Below are 16263 nucleotides of genomic sequence, written 5' to 3'. Positions count from 1 at the left end.
CGTGGCCTGAGCGGACGTCCGCGCACTACTCGTTGACGAGCTGCTCCCGGAGGATGTCGGCGTGCCCGCAGTGCTGGGCGAGTTCGCGCAGCACGTGGAGGTACACCCACCGCAGCGGAAGCGGGCCCCGCCGGTGCCCGGGGAGGATGTCGTCCAGCCCCAGGGACGACGTCGCATGGCGTGATGCCGCGCAGGCTTCGCGGTGCGCGTGCTGGACGGTGGCGATCGTGTCGCCGTCATCGAGGATGAACGACTCGTCTGAGATCTCGGGGATGCCGATCTCGGCGCGCGACCGGCCCGTGACGGCTTCGTCGAACCAGACCTTCTCGACGAAGGTCGCGTGCTTCACGAGACCCAGCAGCGTGGTCCGGGAGGCCACCAACGGGCGGCGTACCTGTTCCTCCGTCAGCCCGTCCAAGCAGCCGTTGAGCGCGCCGCGATGCTCGTCGAGGAACGCCTCGAACTGGGCACGAAGTGGCTGTGCGACGACCTGGTCGGCGAAGGTGGGCGGGTAGGAGGGCATGGGTAGAGCATTCCAGACCGTCGCTGGCGGACACGCCCGCCCGGTGGAGGACATCACCAGCCTGGCCGCCGTGGCCGCGCTGGACGTGCCGGTCAAGCTGGTGACGGTGTGCATGGCGGGGCAGCCGGGCCTTGCCGGTGCGTGGCCGGTCAGGGCAGGATCTCGACGTACCCGTCGCTTCCGTGCACGCGGATCCGCTGCCCGTCGGGGATCAACCGGGTGGCGTCCACCACGCTGACGACCGCCGGCAGGCCGTACTCCCGGGCGATCACTGCGCCGTGTGTCATCAACCCTCCGACCTCCGTCACCAGGCCGGCGATGGCGACGAAGAGGGGCGTCCAGCTCGGGTCCGTGTGGGCCGTGACGAGGATGTCACCCGGTTCGAGATCAGCCTGGGCCATGTCCAGGATGACGCGGGCGCGCCCCTCGATGGTCCCGGCGGACACCGGTAGGCCGATCAGGGCGCCGGTCGGCGCGTCGTCACGTCGGTACGCCCCGGTGATGACCTCGCCATCCGATGTCAGCACCCGGGGCGGGGTGAGCGCCTGGTACGACCGGAACGCGTCCCTGCGTTGCTGGATCAGCTCGCCGTCCACCCGGTGCGAGCGCACGACGTCGTGGAGCTCCTGGAACGTGAGGTAGAAGACGTCCTCCTTCTCGGCGAGCACGTTGGCCCGCACGAGGCGCTCGGCCTCGTCGAGCAACGCCCGCCGGTAGACGAAGTAGCGGCTGACGATGCCGTACTTCGGGTACTCCCGGTAGCCGATGAAGGTCCGGACCCGGTCGATCATCCGCTTGGTCTCGTCGGCCTTCTGCTCCCCGTCCGGCAGTGCCCGCAGGCGTTCGAGCACCTCCTGCGCCTTCTTCTGCGCCTCCTGCCGCCCCTGCTCGAAGCGCCGGGTGGCGGCGCCCGGCTCGAAGTTCCGGACGTTGTCGAGGATCACGGACACGAGCGTGCTGGGGCGCTCGCTCCACCGCGGCCTCGTGATGTCGATCTCGCCGACGCAGCGCATGCCGTACCGGTCGAGGTATGCCTCGATGGCGTCGCGCGCCTCGGTCCCGCCCGCGAACCTCGGCAGCTCGTCCAGGAAGCCGTCGTGCTCGACGCCCTGCAGGAACGCCACCACCTCCGGATGCGGGCGGATCACGTCCGCGACGTCGAGCAGCGCCAGCCCCATCTCCGAGGTGACGTTACCGGGGGCGGACAGCGTGAGGGTGTCGGCCGCGTTCTTCTCGCCCAGCCATTCCCGCAGCCGGTCGTTGAGCCACCAGGTGGCCTCCATCCCGGCCATGATCGCCTGCATGCTCAATGGATCACCGAGGACCCGCTTGTGCTCCTCGAAGGCTTCGAGCAGGAAGTCGAGCAGCGCCGGTCCGGTCTTCGTCCGGATGTCGCGCCGGAGGGCGGCGATGGACGCCTGGCAGCGCTCGATCAGCTCGGTGACGATGGCCGGATCCGTCTCGATCGGGGCGGACGCGCCGCCGACCGGCGGCCCGCCGGGACCAGCGTCCGGGAGCGCCGGGACGAAGTCCTGACGGTCGAGGACGGTCTCCAGCGCGTCCCTGGTCAGCGGATCTGACCTGCCCACCAGCTCCAGGAGGCCGGCGCGGCCCACGGGCGAGGCCAGGTGCCGGGTGACGTCGACGAACAGCCTCCCGCCGGCCTCGTGCATCGGCGCCATGGCCGTCAGCCGCCACACGGACAGCCCCAGTGGCCTCATCGGGTCGGTCATCATCTGCTGGTGACCGACGGAGAGGTAGACGTGGTTGTCCCGGTCGGGGGTCGCGGGGATGGGGAACAGCGTGGTGATCGGCCGGCTCTGCACGATCTGGAAGTCATTGTCGACCAGGCACCATTCGATGTCCTGCGGGCGGCCGAACTGCGCCTCGATCCGCCGTCCGAGCTGCACCAGCCGCACGACCTGCGCATCCGTCAGCGCCGGCTGCTCCTGCCGCTGCGGGTCGATCGTCACCTCCCGCGTCCCGCCCGCCGGCAGGGCGTGCACGGCACGCTGTTTGACGGCGACCGCCTTGGCGACGACCTCGCCGTCGCGCACGGTGAAGACGTCCGGGTTCACCAGGCCGGAGACCAGGGCCTCGCCGAGACCGAAGCTGGCGTCCACGGTGGCGACCTTCCGGTTGCCCGTGACGGGGTCGGCCGTGAACAGGATGCCGGCCGCGTCCGGGAAGACCATCTGCTGCACGACCACGGCCATGTGGACCGTACGGTGGTCGAGGCCGTTCCGCCGGCGGTAGGTCACGGCCCGCTCGGTGAACAGCGACGCCCAGCACCGACTGACCTGCTGGAGGATCGCCGCCGGTCCCACGACGTTCAGGTACGTGTCCTGCTGGCCGGCGAAGGAGGCCGTCGGCATGTCCTCTGCCGTCGCGCTGGATCGCACGGCGTAGGCGGCGTGCTCGCCGAGTTGGCCGACCGCGCGGGTGATCGCCGCAGCCAGATCGTCCGGGATGGCGATCCCTTCGATGGTCCGGCGGATCTCCGCGCTGACCGTGCGGATCGCCGTCCGGTCATCCGGGTCCAGGCGCAGAAGGTGGTCGAGCCGCTCGCCGATCGACGGCGCTTCCACCATGATCCGCCGGAATGCGGCCGTCGTCACGCAGAACCCAGCCGGTACGCGGACGCCGTCGATCCGCGACAGCCCGCCCAGGTGCGCGGCCTTGCCGCCCACGGCCGCGACCTGGGTGTCGTCAACCTCTTGAAGATCCAACACGTACGGCTCGATCATTGCGACCCCTTCGCGGCAGCCGTGCTCCCCTGCCGGTCTGCTTGGTGACGTTGTCCGCCTGACGTCTGATTGGCCTTCCTCTGCCGGGTCGGCGCCCGCTGTGCCCGGTCGGGCGGCGTGCACCCCCGCATCTCCGCGTCGCGCGTGCGCGGTTCGAGGTCGCCGTGGCCCCCGTACGTCGACAACATGCCCACGTCGTACCCCCATTCCCCGTCGGTGCGGGGTCCGGCCGCCGATTCTGCGGCAAGACCCGGGTCTTGCGGCAAGCCCCCCGGTGCGCTATACGTTAGGAGTGGCAGGGAGTGCGATCTTCCTGCCTTCGCTTTTTGTCGTCCGCCGTGGCGGTTGATCGGTACTGCGCCCCGGTGGCCCGTTCACAACTCACCGCGGAGTCGGTGGTTGACGGTCGTGTTCCGCACGCATTGGCGCTGTCGCCGGACGGCACGTGGGTCGCCTACCTGGTCGCGCCGGTCGGGCGGGCCGGTCGGCGGACGGCGCGGGAGAGCGATGCCCCGCACCCCTTTTCGGACTGGTGGCGCCCGCCGCACGGTTGGGGCTGTCGTCGGCCGGGGGCTGACGGGCTAGTTTGCTTGGATGAGTCTTCTCGATGACGTCGCGAGGCGTGACAGTTGGCGGTGCTGGGTGTGCGACGAGCCGGTCGATGCCGACATGTCGGTGAACGACGCGCGTGGTCCCAGCGTCGACAGTCGCACCGCCGACCGGAAGGCCAAGGCCGTCGAGCGACTCGCGCACCGCGCCTGCAACAGCCGCAAGGGCGCGGTCAAGGTGGTCGTCGCCTGGCCGGAGCGGCTGCACGTGGTGGAGCCCGCGCCGCTGATCGCCGTCGCCGAGCGACTCGAACGCAAGGGTGGCCGCGAGTTGGTCGCCCGCTGTCCGAGCAGGAAGGACGCCCAGGAGGCGGCGGACTGGCTGGTCGACCGGTTCTCCCGGCTGGTGCCCGGACTGCCGGTGACCGCGAGCGTCGACGCGGGCGGTGGACAGTACCTCGTCGCCCTGGCCGCCGGCCGCCGCTGATCGGTGGCCCTGGTCGGCGGGCCGCCGCCGACCGGGGCGGCCCGGACCCGAGCGGGGTCGGCGGGGCGGCGTTGGCGCTGGTCGAGGGGCAGCTCGCCGGGGCCACCACCAGCGCTGCTCGCCAGCCCACGGCACCCCGCCGCTCGCAGCGCGTCGACGGCAGCGGGCGGATCGCGCGTACCCAGCGGCATCGACGCCCCCCGCCGTCGCGTTGATCAGTGCAGGCTGGAGCGGCGGGTGGGGCGGAGGCGGAGGTTTTCGATCTTCACCACCTGCGCTGGGACGTCTGCCGGTAGGGGGGACCGGGTGAGCCAGACCAGCGCGTGCTCCTCGTCACGGACCGGCAGCCTGGGGAAGTCGTTCGCGGCGTACTCGGTCCTCAGCACGGCCAGGGTCTCGTTCCCGCTCTCGGTGGGGTCGGGGAACCGGCCGGACCAGTACCAGATCGTCGCGTGCAGGACCGACTCGGGATCGGCGGTGCCGCGGTCGAATACCGGCACCGCGACGATCTCACGGAGCAGCAGTACATCGTCCGAGTCGAGCATCGTCGCGTTCGCCGCTGGTCCGTGCTCCGCCCACACCGGGCCGGAGTAGAAGGCGGTGAGGCCGGTCCGGCGCGATCGCATGTCGGTGAATCCGCGTAGCCACACGAACTGGTCGGGCCGGTCGAGGTCGCGGAACTGGCCCAGCACGGCCATCCCCAGTTCCTCCTGGGTCTCCACGAACTCGCGGTCGAACAGGTCGATCAGCTCGTCGCGGCGTCCCTCACGCAGGGTGTAACGGCGCAGTTCGACGATCATGCCAGGATCCTCTCCAGGACGTCGGTGACGGTCCAGCGCGCCAGCGCCGCCCGGAACGTGTCGGTCGCTTCGTCGTACAGGTCGGCGAGCACCGGACGGATTCCGCGTCCGACCGGGCACTCCAGGTTCGGCTCGGAGTGGTGCAGGGCGAGTAGCGGCTCCGGCGAGACGGCGACCCAGACGTCCAGCAACGTGATCTCCGTTGCCGGCCGGGCGAGGGAGAAGCCGGCGCCGTTGCCGCGGCGTGCCGTCACCAGGCCGGCCCGCTGCAGGTCACCGAGGCTGCGCCGGACGATGACCGCGTTCGTGTTGACGCTGGCCGCCACCTCTTCGGAGGTGAGCACCGCACGACCGCGCCGCCTGGCCAGTTCCAGCCACGCCAGGGCGTGGGCCGCGATCGTCACCCTGCTGTTGGCCGCCACCTCGACAGTCTCGCCGACCTGCGCCCCGAAAGCAACCATCTCTGTTACGTCCGGCTGCCCGGGTGCACCCATCGGCCTTCGGGGTGACCGGCAGGGAGGTCGGCCGGCAGGACGGAATCACGCAGCGGCGCATCGGGATCGCGTGGTTTGATCAAGACGTCGATCCGAAGGGGGCCTGGTGGGACGTAACGCGATCATCTTCCACGGGACCGGCGGCAACCCGGACATCTGCTGGTATCCCTGGCTGGCCGGGCGGCTCGCGGCCCGGGGATACGCCGTCGAGGTGCCGCATCACCCGGGTATCAACGTCGAGCCGATCGCTACGTTCCTGCCGAAGGTGCTGAACGGGCACAGCTTCGACGGGAACACGGTCCTCGTGGGCCACTCCGGCGGCGCGGCCCTCCTGCTCGCGCTCCTTGAACAGGTGGAGGTAACCGTCGCCCAGGCCATCCTGGTTGCCGGCTACTGCACCCGGCCCAACACCGAGGAGGAGCCGGTCCTCCAGCAGAGCTACGACTGGGCCGCGATCCGGTCGTACGTGCGGGACATCTACTTCATCAACTCCCGCGAGGATCCGTACGGCTGCGACGACCGACAGGGACGCGCCATGTTCGAACGACTCGGCGGCACCCAGATCGTGCGCGACGACGGGCACTTCGGCGACCACAACCAGCCATACGAGCGGTTCGAACTGCTCGACCGGCTCATCCCCTGACGCTGCCGGCGCGACGGCACCGGCCCCGCCGGACCCTGACCGGCTGCCCGCGGCTCGGCCGGACGGTGCGTCGAATGCGGGGTTGCGGACTGGCTACAGCAGGTCCAGCAGGGGCCTGATCCGGGTGGACGGGACCGGGCTCCAGGGCCCGCCGATGCGGCCGGACCGGGGGAGGCCCTCCCCGGTCCGGCCCACCGTCCCCCCTGGTTAGCGCTTGGCCGGCTCGATGGTGTAGTCCACCCCGCCGACGTCGTACTTCTCCCCGAGTTCCTTGACCGGGCCGACCTGGACGACCTGGAGCAGGTAGGACTTCTGCAGGACCTGGCTGGTCGCGAAGCTGAGCGACAGCACCGGACGCTCGTCCGGGTTGATCAGCAGGTCCTTGATCTGCGCCTTGTACGGGTCGACGATCTGGATCGAGTTTTCGCCGACGACCCGGATGCCCTCACCCGGCGCGCCCGCGGCCCGCCAGCGTTGGAACAGTTCCGGGCCGAGGTCGGCGACGATCTGGGCGCCCGGCACCGGCTCGCCCACCGGCCGGAACGCGAGGTCGTACCGGGCCGGCACCGCCAGGGCGTTCGCCAGGGCGTACGGCCGGACGATCACCCCACCGCCGCCCCCGGCCGGGACGGTGTTGGCGTTCTTCCAGGCGATGTTGTTGTTGTACTGCGTGTTGATGGACGTCGACGTGCCCTCGAACAGCATCGGGTCGGTCGGCGACTCCCAGCGCAGCAGCAGGCAGAAGTGCCCGATGGAGGGCACGTTGTTCCACGCGATCGACGTCGTGGTGACCCCGGGGGCGACCACCAGCGGCTTCGAGCCGATCGGCGTCCAGTGCGCCGGCCAGTTCGCGCCGCCGCCGGAGGTGGTGTAGTACGCCTTCAGCGTCCCGTTGCCGATTCCGGAGCCGTAGGGGCCGTTGTTGCGCAGGTTCACGAAGATGTAGCTGGTCGAACCGACGACCGGATTCGTGCTCGACGCGCACTCGACCGCGGTGGGGCAGATCTTGATGTCCGGGCTGTTGAAGAACGACGAGTAGATGGCGCCGTGCGGCTCGAGGCCGGTGTCGCTCGCGATGTCCTGGATGTATACGTCGGTGCGGGCGTTGACGGATTTGCCGCTGTCCGACTCGACGGCGGCTGCGGCGGTGCCGCCCACGGAGAACGCCATGACGGCGGTCAGGACGGCACCGAACAGCAGCCGCGCCGTGCGTGGACGTGGATGGGTGCGTGCGATTCGCATGCTTGATTCCCTTTCGGTGGGCGGTGGTGGTCAGGCGGCGAAGAATGGTTTCGGCCACCCGGCTCGATTACTGTAGGACAATGCCCGCGCCCTGCGAAACACTCAAGAATGTCGATTGCTTAATGGGCGTCCGCATTTGCCGGGGAGGTGGCAATTCCCGGATACGGCGGAACATGAACCCAAAGAATCATGCGCCGTTTTGTATCAACGGCGCCGCAGCGCGCTCCTTTACGCCCACCTGATTCCGCCCGCTCCCGGGCCCGGCCGGCCGCCCCGGAATTCGCGCCGGCCCGCACGGTGGGTGACCGGGCGGGGGATCCTGTTCGGCCGGCCGCCGCGCGGCGTGGCCCAGCGGCTCGGGGATCAGCGCCGCGCCGGGCGAAGCCGGAGGGTGACGACCTGGAACGGTTTCAGGGCGAGCTCCACCAGGTTCCCCTCGACCGCGACCGGGGCGAGCGCGCCGATCTCCGCGTCGTCCCGTTCGAGCAGGTCACACACCCGCGCCTCGGCGAGATCGAACGACGCGGTGAGCCGGGTACGGGCACGGCCACCGAGCGCCTCGTAGAGCCGGATGATCACGTCACCGGACCGGTCGTCGGCCAGCTTCACGGCCTCCACCACGACGGCGGGGTTGGTCACCTCGACCAGCGGAGCGACCGCCCGCCCGCCCAGGTGCCGGCGGACCGGCAGGTTCGCCCGGTAGCCCTCGCGTACCGCGTCGGCGATCTCCGCGCCGCAGACCAGCGCGTAGCCGAACTGGTGCGAGCCCTGGTCGGTGTTCGGGTCGGGGTAGCGGGGACCGCGCAGCAGGGAGAGCCGTACCGTGGTCGGCTGCGCCCCCAACACGTCACCGGGTGGTTGACGGGTCACGTCGTGGCCGTAGGTGCCGTCGTTGACCAGCGCCACGCCGTACCCGGGCTCCCCGACGTGCAGCCACCGGTGCGCGCAGATCTCGAACCTCGCCGCGTCCCACGAGGTGTTGGTGTGGGTCGGTCGCTGGAGGTGGCCGAACTGGATCTCCGAACTGGACTGCGCGGCCTGGACGTCGATCGGGAAGGCGACCTTGAGCAGGGTCTCCCGCTCGTGCCAGTCCACCTCGGTGGTGAACCGCAGCACGCGCTCGCCGGCCGCGAGCGACACGGTCTGGACGTACCCGGAGCTCCGGTCGTCGCGGGTCACCCGGACCCGGGCCTGCCGGGGATCGTCCGCCTCGACCACGATCTTGGCGACCCCGGTCAGGTCGCGGCGTCGGTGGCGATAGAAGGCGTCGATGTCCCACGCGTCGAACCTGTTCGGCGTGTCCGGGTGCAGTTGCAGGACGTTGGCCGCGGTGCCGGGCCGCAGCACGTCGCGGTCGGCGACCAGGTCGCGGATCGCGGACACCGTCCCGTCCGGGCCGAGGCGCACCCGGAGCAGGCCGTTGTCCAGCACCGTGCCGTCCGGTCCGGACCGCACCGACACCGCCGGGACATCGCCGCCGTGGCCCGCCGAGACCCCGAGCGCCGGTACGCCGTCCCGCTCGTGTGGCGCGGCGTTCGCGGTCAACGGCACCGACCCGGGGCCGGTCAGGGCGGTCAGCGCCGCCTCGATCATCCCTTCCAGCCGGTCCGCCAGCCTCGCGTACGTCTGCCGCGCCTCGCGGTGCACCCAGGCGATCGAGCTGCCGGGCAGGATGTCGTGGAACTGGAGCAGCAACGTCTCCTGCCAGACGGCGTCGAGTGCGGCGTACGGGTACGGATGGCCGGTCCGCAGCGCCGCGGCGGCGGACCACAACTCGGCCTCCCGCAGCAGGTGCTCGGTGCGCCGGTTGCCACGCTTCATCGCCGACTGGCTGGTGTACGTGCCCCGGTGGTGTTCGAGGTACATCTCGCCGCTCCACACCGGGGCGTCCGGGTATTCCCGCTCCGCCTCGGCGAAGAACTCCGCGGGGGTGCGGATGGCGACCCTGGGTGAGCCTTCGAGGTCGGCCACCCGCCGGGCCGTTTCGAGCATCTCCCTGGTCGGACCGCCCCCGCCGTCCCCGTAGCCGAACGGCAGCAGCGAGACGGTGGACCGCCCGTGCTCGGCGAAGTTGCGCACCCCGTACGCCAGATCCTGTCCGGACAGCTCCGAGCTGTACGTGTCGGCGGGTGGGAAGTGGGTGAAGACCCGGCTTCCGTCCACGCCCTCCCACCAGAAGGTGTGGTGCGGGAAGCGGTTGGTCTGGTTCCAGGACATCTTCTGGCTGAGGAACCAGCGGAACCCGGCCAGCCGGGCGAGCTGCGGCAGCGCCGCCGAGTAGCCGAACGAGTCGGGGAGCCAGACCTCCCGGGGCTCGACGCCGAACTCGGCGGCGAAGAACCGCTTGCCCTGGGTGAACTGGCGCACCAGCGCCTCGCCGCCGGGCATGTTGGTGTCGGACTCCACCCACATGCCGCCGACCGGGAGGAACTGCCCGGTGGCCACCTTCTCGGCGACGCGGCGGTACACCGTCGGGTGGTGCTCCCGCAGCCACGCGTACTGCTGGGCGGAGGAGCAGGCGAAGACCAGTTCCGGGTACTCGTCGGCGAGCGCCACCACGTTGGAGAAGGTCCGGGAACACTTGCGGATGGTCTCGCGTACCGGCCAGAGCCAGGCCGAGTCGATGTGGGCGTGCCCGACGGCGGTGATCCGGTGGGCGCTCGGCACGGCGGGGGAGGCCAGCGCGCCGGACAGCCGGGCGCGGGCGGCGGCGGCCCCGCCGGAGACGTCGGCGACGTCGAGTTCGTCGAGCATCAGCTCCAGGCTTCGGCGGATCGTGTGGTGCCGGGTGTCCGTCTCGGCCAGTTGCAGTGCCAACTGGTGCAACACCTGGACGTCCAGGACGAGCGCGTGCACCTCCTCGTCCAGCACCGCGAGTTCCGCCCGGTCCAGCCGGTAGAGCGGGCGGTCGGGCAGCGTCTCCGGATCGCCGAGCGGGGAGACGCTGCCATCGAACCGGGGGTTGGCGGCTGCCTCGACGTACACCTCGACCCGCTCGCCACCGGCGGCGGGCCGGGCGACCGGCACGTACGCCGTCCGTGGCTCGATGCCCTTGATCGGCGTGCCGTCGGCCGTGTAGGCGAGGCCCTCGGACCGGAATCCCGGCCCGGCCCGCTCGAAGCCGAGATCGACGAGGAGTTCGACCCGGCCGCCACGCATCCGCGCCGGCACCTCACCGCTGAACCGGAACCACGTGGTGCGCCAGGCGGGCCCCCACGGCTGGCCCACCGCGAAGGGCGCGTACGCCATCGCCAGCCCCTCGGCCGCCGGCACCGGCTCGCCGGGCAGGTGCGCCGCCTCGACGTGTACGGGTTCGGTGTCCCGGTACAGCGCCGGGATCAGCCGCTCGTGGAGGGCGCGTTCGATCCGCTCGGTCAGGTTGGCCAGCGACCGGTGCATCCGGAACTCCGGGGGTGGGGTGGGGACCCTGTCGGGGGGTGGGATCGCCACCCTATCCGCGTATCACGATTCGTGGCCATGCCGATGCGCTCAGGTGTGGGTGGCCGGCCGCGTCGCCCGCCGATTCCGGTGACCTTTGCGGCCCGCATTTCTGGTATCGGCGCCAAAGGGCGAATCCGGCGGTAGCCGGACAGTGCCGACCGTCCGCGCGACCCGCCCCGGTGGGTGTGGTTCCCCCACCGGGGCGGGTCGTCTGGTCAGGTGCTCAGGCCGCTACAGGTGGTTCGGCGTCAGCAGCCGCAGGTGTAGAAGAGGATGTCCCAGTGGTTGCCCTCGTCGGTGTAGAGGTTGCCCGACGCGGCCCGCCACTGGTAACCCCAGCCGGATATGTAACCCAGGTAGGTGTAGGCCCGGGAGATGTAGTTGTAGACGCATGTCGTCTTGGCGATGTCCAGCTTGTAGCCGTTCCAGTGGCTGTACGTGCCGCCGGCGTGCCCCGTCTCGGTGCCGCCGGTGATGGTGATGGCGCAGCCGCTGGCCCGCTTGAAGGTGATGATGCCGTCGATCGTCGACTGCCGGATGCCCTCGAACGAGGTGCACGTCGGGTTGTTGCGGTCGCTGCAGTTGCCGCTGGAGACCCAGCCGATGCCGGCGGCGCTCAACTGGGAGGCGGCGCTGCCGTGGCCGACCGCGAAGGCGGGGCTGCTGAAGCCGAGAACGGTGCCGATCGCCGCGATGCTCGCGAGCAGCAGGGTGAGCATGCGGCGGTGCACAGTACTGCGGGTCGTTGACATGGTGCCTCCTGATACGCGCCGGGGGTGGAAGATCTGCAAACGGAGGCCGGCCCGTGCAATTTCTATCACGCATCAACGCACGTGAATAGATGTCGGGGGCTCGATGCGTTCTCGACCGAATCTCGAGGTGGTGCCCCTCCCACCACGCGACCGGATCCTCGCCGGCAGTCGACGAATCCCGGTGACGGCCACGAATGCCGCGAACGCCGCCCACAACCGGCCGCCAAGGAGAAAGGCGGCATTGCGTACGACCCGGCCAAAATGGGAGCAGGAATCGTGCCGGCGGTGGCGGACCTTGGGTCGGCCGCCGAACCCGCTGGTGAACCGGACGCCAGCCCGCAGCCGTCCCGGTACGCACGGTCGGTGGAGCGCCACGGTGCGTACCGGGGCGGCGCGGGCGCCGGGCGGCGTCGAGCCTGTTTCGAGGCCATGTTGCTTCAGTCGATGGTGGTGGTTCGACGACGTCATCCACGAGGACGGGCCGTGGTCGAACCGGCGCACGGGCGCGTGCTGGCGCGCGCAGACCAGGAGCAGCGTTCATCGAGGACGGCGGAGGCCGAGATTGACCAGGGAACGGGCCAGGGGAACGAGGAATGTGGCTGCCCGCGTCGGTGGGTGGAGCGCCCGTCACCGATGGTGGGCGATGGTGCTCTGGCTGGGGTTCGTGGTGATCGCCACCGTCCTCGGCAACGCGGTGGGCACCACTCCGATGAAGAGCTACGAGGGCCAGAACGGCGACTCGCGCCGGGCCCAGCAGATCATTGACGAGGCCGGCTTCCCCGACGTGGCCGGCGAGATGGTGCTGGTCCAGGCCCGCGACGGCCGGATCACGGTGGACAGCCCCGAGTTCCGCCAGGCGGTGCAGGACGTCCGCGGCGCGGTCGAGGCCACCGGCCAGGTGGAGCACCTGCGCACGCCGTACGACCCGGCCGCCCCGGCGCCGCGGACCAGCGACGGGACGACCGCGTTGGTGCTGTTCGACATGACCGGCGCCGGCGACACCGCGGACGAGCGCGTCCAGCCGGTCCTGGACGCGGTGGCCGGCGTGCAGGCCCGACACCCCGACCTGCGGGTGGCGCAGGCGGGTACGGCCAGCCTGCAACGGCTGGCCGGCGTGGCGGTCAACGAGGACTTCCAGCGCGCCGAGGCCCTGTCGCTGCCGATCACCGCGATCATCCTGCTGGTCGCCTTCGGCACCCTGCTGCCCATGCTCATCCCGCTCGGGGTGTCGATGACCGCGTTCTTCGCCGCCACCGGCCTGCTGGCACTGGCCAGCAAGGTGCTGCACGTGGCCGACACGACCACCAACCTGATGCTGCTCATCGGGCTGGCCGTGGGCGTGGACTACTCCCTGTTCTACGTCCGTCGCGAGCGGGAGGAACGGGCCAGGGGCCGGTCCCGGCAGCGCGCGCTGGAGATCGCCGCGGCCACCTCCGGCCGGGCGGTGTTGATCTCCGGCGTCACCGTGATCGTGGCGATGGCCGGCATGTTCCTCACCGACCACGGCGTGTTCATGGGCTTCGCCCAGGGGACCATCCTGGTCGTCCTGACCGCGATGGTGGCCTCCGTGACCGTGCTCCCGGCGACGCTGGCGATATTCGGCGACGCCGTCGACGCGCGGGTGATCCACGGGATCGTCCGGCTGGTCACCCGGGGCCGGGTGACCTGGCCGCGACGGCTGGGTGGCCGCCCCGGGGGCGGTCGGGTGTGGAACGTGGTGCTGACCGGCGTGCTGCGCCGCCCGTGGATCTCCACCGTGGTGACCGTGGGCGTGCTCGCCGCGCTGGCGGCGCCCGCCCTCGGGATGCGGCTCGGTCAGCCCGGCATCGACGACCTGCAGGGCGACTATCCGATCGCCACCACGTTCAAGGCGATCGACCGGGCGTTCCCGGGCGGCAACGAACCGGCCATCGTGGCGGTCCGGGCGCCGGACGTGTCCAGCCCCACGGCGCAGGAGGCGATCGCCCGGCTCAAGGATCGGGCGCTGGCCACCGGCGTGGCGCACGAACCGGTGAACGTCGTGGTGAATCCAGCGAAGACGGTGGCCACGATCTCCCTCAGCATCGGCTACGGCGAGCAGGGCCGCACGTCGGTCGAGGCGCTCCGGAGGACGATCGTGCCCGAGACCGTGGGCCTGCTGCCGGACACCCGGGCGTACGTCACCGGTACGGTGGCCGCCACCGTCGACTTCAACCGGCAGATGTCCCGTACCGCGCCGCTGGTTCTCGCGTTCGTGCTGGTGCTGGCGTTCCTTCTGCTGCTGAGCAGCTTCCGGTCGATCATGGTGGCGGTCCAGGCGATCGTGCTCAACCTGCTCTCGGTGGCGGTCGCCTACGGCGTGCTGGTGCTGGTGTTCCAGGACGGGTACGGCGCGGACCTGCTCGGCTTCACCCCGGGCGCGATCGTCAACTGGCTGCCGCTGTTCCTCTTCGTCATCCTGTTCGGGCTGTCGATGGACTACCAGGTGTTCATCCTCAGCCGGATCCGCGAGGCGTACGACAGCGGGATGTCCACGGAGCGCGCGGTCACCCACGGCATCAGGGCGTCCGCGGGGGTGGTCACCAACGCGGCGCTGATCATGGTGGCCGTGTTCGCCGTGTTCGGCACCATGTCGCTGCTCAGCTTCAAGCAGATGGGCGTGGGCCTGGCGGTGGCCATCCTGATCGACGCCACCATCGTGCGCGCCGTCCTGCTGCCAGCCACGATGAAACTGCTCGGCGAGCGGGCGTGGTACCTGCCGAGCTGGCTCGGCTGGCTACCCACCCTGTCCCACGGCGAGGTGCCCGACGAGGCAGAACAGCCGGCGGCCGTGCGTGAGCCGGCCCCGGTGGGCTAGCGGCTGCGCCGGGCCCAGTGATGTTGGTGAATGCCATTCGCGTTCTGCCCGACCCGCTTTCCGGGCCGACGACCGTGGACTCGTCGGCGCGTTCCACCAGTGCCCGCCGACGCGCGTGGCCTGCTCCCAGAAGTAGAGGCGATCGACTGTGCTGCGAGAGAGACTTCGGCGGTTGAATCCTTGGGTGTGGAACGCCACGCCGGAGGAATTGTCGGCCGAATATCCATGTGACCGTCACCTGACGGTGCCGTTCCGTTCGTTCGTCCGGGCCGTCGACGTGGCGGCGCCGGTGCCCGTGGTGTACCGGTGGCTGTGTCAGCTCAAGGTCGCGCCGTACAGCTACGACCTGGTCGACAACCTGGGCCGTCGAAGCCCTCGCACGCTGACTCCAGGCGCCGACCAACTGGCGCTCGGGCAGCGGTTCCTCATCTTCGAGGTGGTCGAGTTCGCCCACGACGACCACCTCACCGGGTTGATCGCCCAGCGGCATCGGCGCAGCTACGGCGATGTCGCGGTCACCTACCGGGTGACGCCGGGTGCGGCCGGCACCCGCCTGGTCGGCCGGCTCGACGTCGGCGCCACCACCGCCTTCGAGCAGGCCCGCCGGGCCGCGCTGGCGGTCGGTGACGCGCTCATGGGTCGCAAGCAGTTGCTCACCATCAAGGCGCTCGCCGAGCACGCCGCCGGCCAGGGCTGACCCGGGGCGTGCGGCGGCTGCCGGTGGCCGGGCACACCGGTGGCCCCCCGATTCGATTCGCGTCGGGCCGGTACCTGGATTTGCCGGCATCAATCCGGTGCGGCGGCCGTCGGCGTATCCGGAGGGCGGTCGGCGTACGTCTAAAGTGGTATCGAGAAGGGTCAGTTGACTGAACGGGCGTTCACTTGGAGGCAGAAAGCCCCGGGTCGGTTCCAGGGTGGATAGCGTCTACGCCAGGTGCATAGAGAAGAGGGTAGAAATGCTCCGCTTCAACATCCTTGGCAGCCTGGAGATCCGGCAGCACGGCGTCGATTGCACGCCGACCGCGCCAAAGGTCCGTGCGGTCCTCGCGCTGCTGCTGCTCCGCGCGAACCAGACGGTGAGCCAGGACGCCATATTCGATTGGTTGTGGGTCGACCGGCCACCCCGGAGTGCCGCCACCACCACCCAGACGTACGTCTACCAGCTCCGGTCGCTGTTCGAACGGGTGGGCGGCGTGGGCACCGCCACCCAACTCCTGATCACCCGTCCGACCGGGTACCTGCTGTCACTCGGCGAGGAGCAGCTCGACGCGACCATCTTCACCCGACTCTGTGAAGAGGGCAGTGCGCTGCTGGACAGCGGACGGACGGCAGAGGCCGCCCAGCGACTGCGCGGCGCCCTGGCCCTGTGGCGGGGGCCGGTCCTCGACGACGTCAACGTCGAGGACCGAATGGCCGCCGACCTCGCGCACCTCACCGAGCTGCGGATGAGAGCGCTGGAGCTGCGGATGGAGGCGGACGCCCGGCTGGGTCGCTACCGGGAACTGATCACGGAGCTGCGCGCCCTGGTGGTGGCACACCCGTTCAACGAATGGTTCCACGCCCAGTTGATCACCGCGTTGAACCAGTGCGGCCGGCGGGCCGAGGCGCTGCACGCGTACCGCAACCTCCGGCAGACCCTCTCCGACGAGCTGGGCCTGGAGCCGACACCGGAGTTGCAGGAGCTCCAGCGGCAGGTGTTGAACGGCAGCGCCGCCCGGCTCGTCGCGGTCGCCGGCTGACTGCTGCCCGG

Annotated in this window: 12 protein-coding genes; 5 read left to right on the top strand and 7 right to left on the bottom strand. The window is 70.6% G+C overall.

Annotation, left to right across the window (positions count from 1 at the left end; all coding sequences use genetic code 11):
* Positions 1-25: 25 nt before the first annotated feature.
* Both ACIQG9_RS02540 and rph read right to left on the bottom strand, forming a co-directional pair.
* Positions 26-523, bottom strand: a complete 498-nt coding sequence (locus ACIQG9_RS02540) for a DinB family protein (protein ID WP_400397730.1) — start codon at positions 521-523, stop codon at positions 26-28.
* A 149-nt stretch (positions 524-672) separates the two neighbouring features.
* Positions 673-3270, bottom strand: a complete 2598-nt coding sequence (rph, locus tag ACIQG9_RS02535) for a rifamycin-inactivating phosphotransferase (protein ID WP_400397728.1) — start codon at positions 3268-3270, stop codon at positions 673-675.
* Positions 3271-3864: 594 nt separating this feature from the next.
* Here rph and ACIQG9_RS02530 point away from each other — a divergent pair.
* On the top strand, positions 3865-4305 hold the full coding sequence (locus ACIQG9_RS02530) for a hypothetical protein (protein ID WP_400397726.1): 441 nt from the start codon (positions 3865-3867) through the stop codon (positions 4303-4305).
* Positions 4306-4520: 215 nt separating this feature from the next.
* Here ACIQG9_RS02530 and ACIQG9_RS02525 read toward each other — a convergent pair whose 3' ends face one another.
* Both ACIQG9_RS02525 and ACIQG9_RS02520 read right to left on the bottom strand, forming a co-directional pair.
* The gene (locus ACIQG9_RS02525; protein ID WP_400397724.1) at positions 4521-5105 is read right to left on the bottom strand and encodes an NIPSNAP family protein; all 585 of its coding nucleotides are present in this window, start codon (positions 5103-5105) and stop codon (positions 4521-4523) included.
* Positions 5102-5566 (bottom strand): Rrf2 family transcriptional regulator, encoded by a 465-nt coding sequence (locus tag ACIQG9_RS02520; RefSeq protein ID WP_400397722.1) that lies wholly within the window; start codon positions 5564-5566, stop codon positions 5102-5104. The genes ACIQG9_RS02525 and ACIQG9_RS02520 overlap by 4 nt, the downstream gene beginning before the upstream one ends.
* Before the next feature lie 139 nt (positions 5567-5705).
* Between ACIQG9_RS02520 and ACIQG9_RS02515 the strand changes: the two genes are divergently transcribed.
* On the top strand, positions 5706-6242 hold the full coding sequence (locus ACIQG9_RS02515) for an alpha/beta hydrolase (RefSeq protein ID WP_400397720.1): 537 nt from the start codon (positions 5706-5708) through the stop codon (positions 6240-6242).
* A gap of 207 nt (positions 6243-6449) precedes the next feature.
* Here ACIQG9_RS02515 and ACIQG9_RS02510 read toward each other — a convergent pair whose 3' ends face one another.
* The 3 genes from ACIQG9_RS02510 to ACIQG9_RS02500 all read right to left on the bottom strand — a co-directional run bounded on the left by ACIQG9_RS02510 (position 6450) and on the right by ACIQG9_RS02500 (position 11677).
* Positions 6450-7484, bottom strand: a complete 1035-nt coding sequence (locus ACIQG9_RS02510; RefSeq protein ID WP_400397718.1) for a hypothetical protein — start codon at positions 7482-7484, stop codon at positions 6450-6452.
* A 363-nt stretch (positions 7485-7847) separates the two neighbouring features.
* Positions 7848-10883 carry an alpha-mannosidase gene (locus ACIQG9_RS02505; protein WP_400397717.1) on the bottom strand — a complete coding sequence of 1012 codons (3036 nt, stop codon included), beginning with the start codon at positions 10881-10883 and terminating at the stop codon, positions 7848-7850.
* A gap of 290 nt (positions 10884-11173) precedes the next feature.
* Positions 11174-11677, bottom strand: coding sequence for a hypothetical protein (locus ACIQG9_RS02500; protein WP_400397715.1), 504 nt, complete (start codon positions 11675-11677; stop codon positions 11174-11176).
* Positions 11678-12320: 643 nt separating this feature from the next.
* On the opposite strand from ACIQG9_RS02500, the gene ACIQG9_RS02495 reads away from it, so the two are divergent.
* The 3 genes from ACIQG9_RS02495 to ACIQG9_RS02485 all read left to right on the top strand — a co-directional run bounded on the left by ACIQG9_RS02495 (position 12321) and on the right by ACIQG9_RS02485 (position 16252).
* A complete protein-coding gene (locus ACIQG9_RS02495; protein WP_400397713.1) occupies positions 12321-14513 on the top strand; it encodes an MMPL family transporter in 2193 nt (730 codons plus the stop codon).
* A gap of 244 nt (positions 14514-14757) precedes the next feature.
* A complete protein-coding gene (locus tag ACIQG9_RS02490; protein ID WP_400397711.1) occupies positions 14758-15210 on the top strand; it encodes a hypothetical protein in 453 nt (150 codons plus the stop codon).
* Between the two features lie 259 nt (positions 15211-15469).
* Positions 15470-16252: a BTAD domain-containing putative transcriptional regulator gene (locus tag ACIQG9_RS02485; protein ID WP_400397709.1), complete on the top strand. Its 783-nt coding sequence runs from the start codon at positions 15470-15472 to the stop codon at positions 16250-16252.
* Positions 16253-16263 lie beyond the last annotated feature (11 nt).

Origin of the sequence: Micromonospora sp. NPDC092111, assembly GCF_044755745.1 — a bacterium.
In the GTDB taxonomy this organism is placed as follows: Bacteria; Actinomycetota; Actinomycetes; order Mycobacteriales; family Micromonosporaceae; genus Micromonospora.
Note: the sequence above shows the minus strand (reverse complement) of the source record. Positions and strands in the feature narration are given on the sequence as shown.

Excerpts from the sequence above, each read along its gene's own strand:
- ACIQG9_RS02505 (WP_400397717.1), bottom strand. The coding sequence starts at position 10,883 with ATGCACCGGTCGCTGGCCAACCTGACCGAGCGGATCGAACGCGCCCTC.
- ACIQG9_RS02500 (WP_400397715.1), bottom strand. The coding sequence starts at position 11,677 with ATGTCAACGACCCGCAGTACTGTGCACCGCCGCATGCTCACCCTGCTG.
- rph (WP_400397728.1), bottom strand. The coding sequence starts at position 3,270 with ATGATCGAGCCGTACGTGTTGGATCTTCAAGAGGTTGACGACACCCAG.
- ACIQG9_RS02540 (WP_400397730.1), bottom strand. The coding sequence starts at position 523 with ATGCCCTCCTACCCGCCCACCTTCGCCGACCAGGTCGTCGCACAGCCA.
- ACIQG9_RS02520 (WP_400397722.1), bottom strand. The coding sequence starts at position 5,566 with ATGGTTGCTTTCGGGGCGCAGGTCGGCGAGACTGTCGAGGTGGCGGCC.
- ACIQG9_RS02530 (WP_400397726.1), top strand. The coding sequence starts at position 3,865 with ATGAGTCTTCTCGATGACGTCGCGAGGCGTGACAGTTGGCGGTGCTGG.
- ACIQG9_RS02495 (WP_400397713.1), top strand. The coding sequence starts at position 12,321 with ATGGTGCTCTGGCTGGGGTTCGTGGTGATCGCCACCGTCCTCGGCAAC.
- ACIQG9_RS02525 (WP_400397724.1), bottom strand. The coding sequence starts at position 5,105 with ATGATCGTCGAACTGCGCCGTTACACCCTGCGTGAGGGACGCCGCGAC.
- ACIQG9_RS02510 (WP_400397718.1), bottom strand. The coding sequence starts at position 7,484 with ATGCGAATCGCACGCACCCATCCACGTCCACGCACGGCGCGGCTGCTG.
- ACIQG9_RS02485 (WP_400397709.1), top strand. The coding sequence starts at position 15,470 with ATGCTCCGCTTCAACATCCTTGGCAGCCTGGAGATCCGGCAGCACGGC.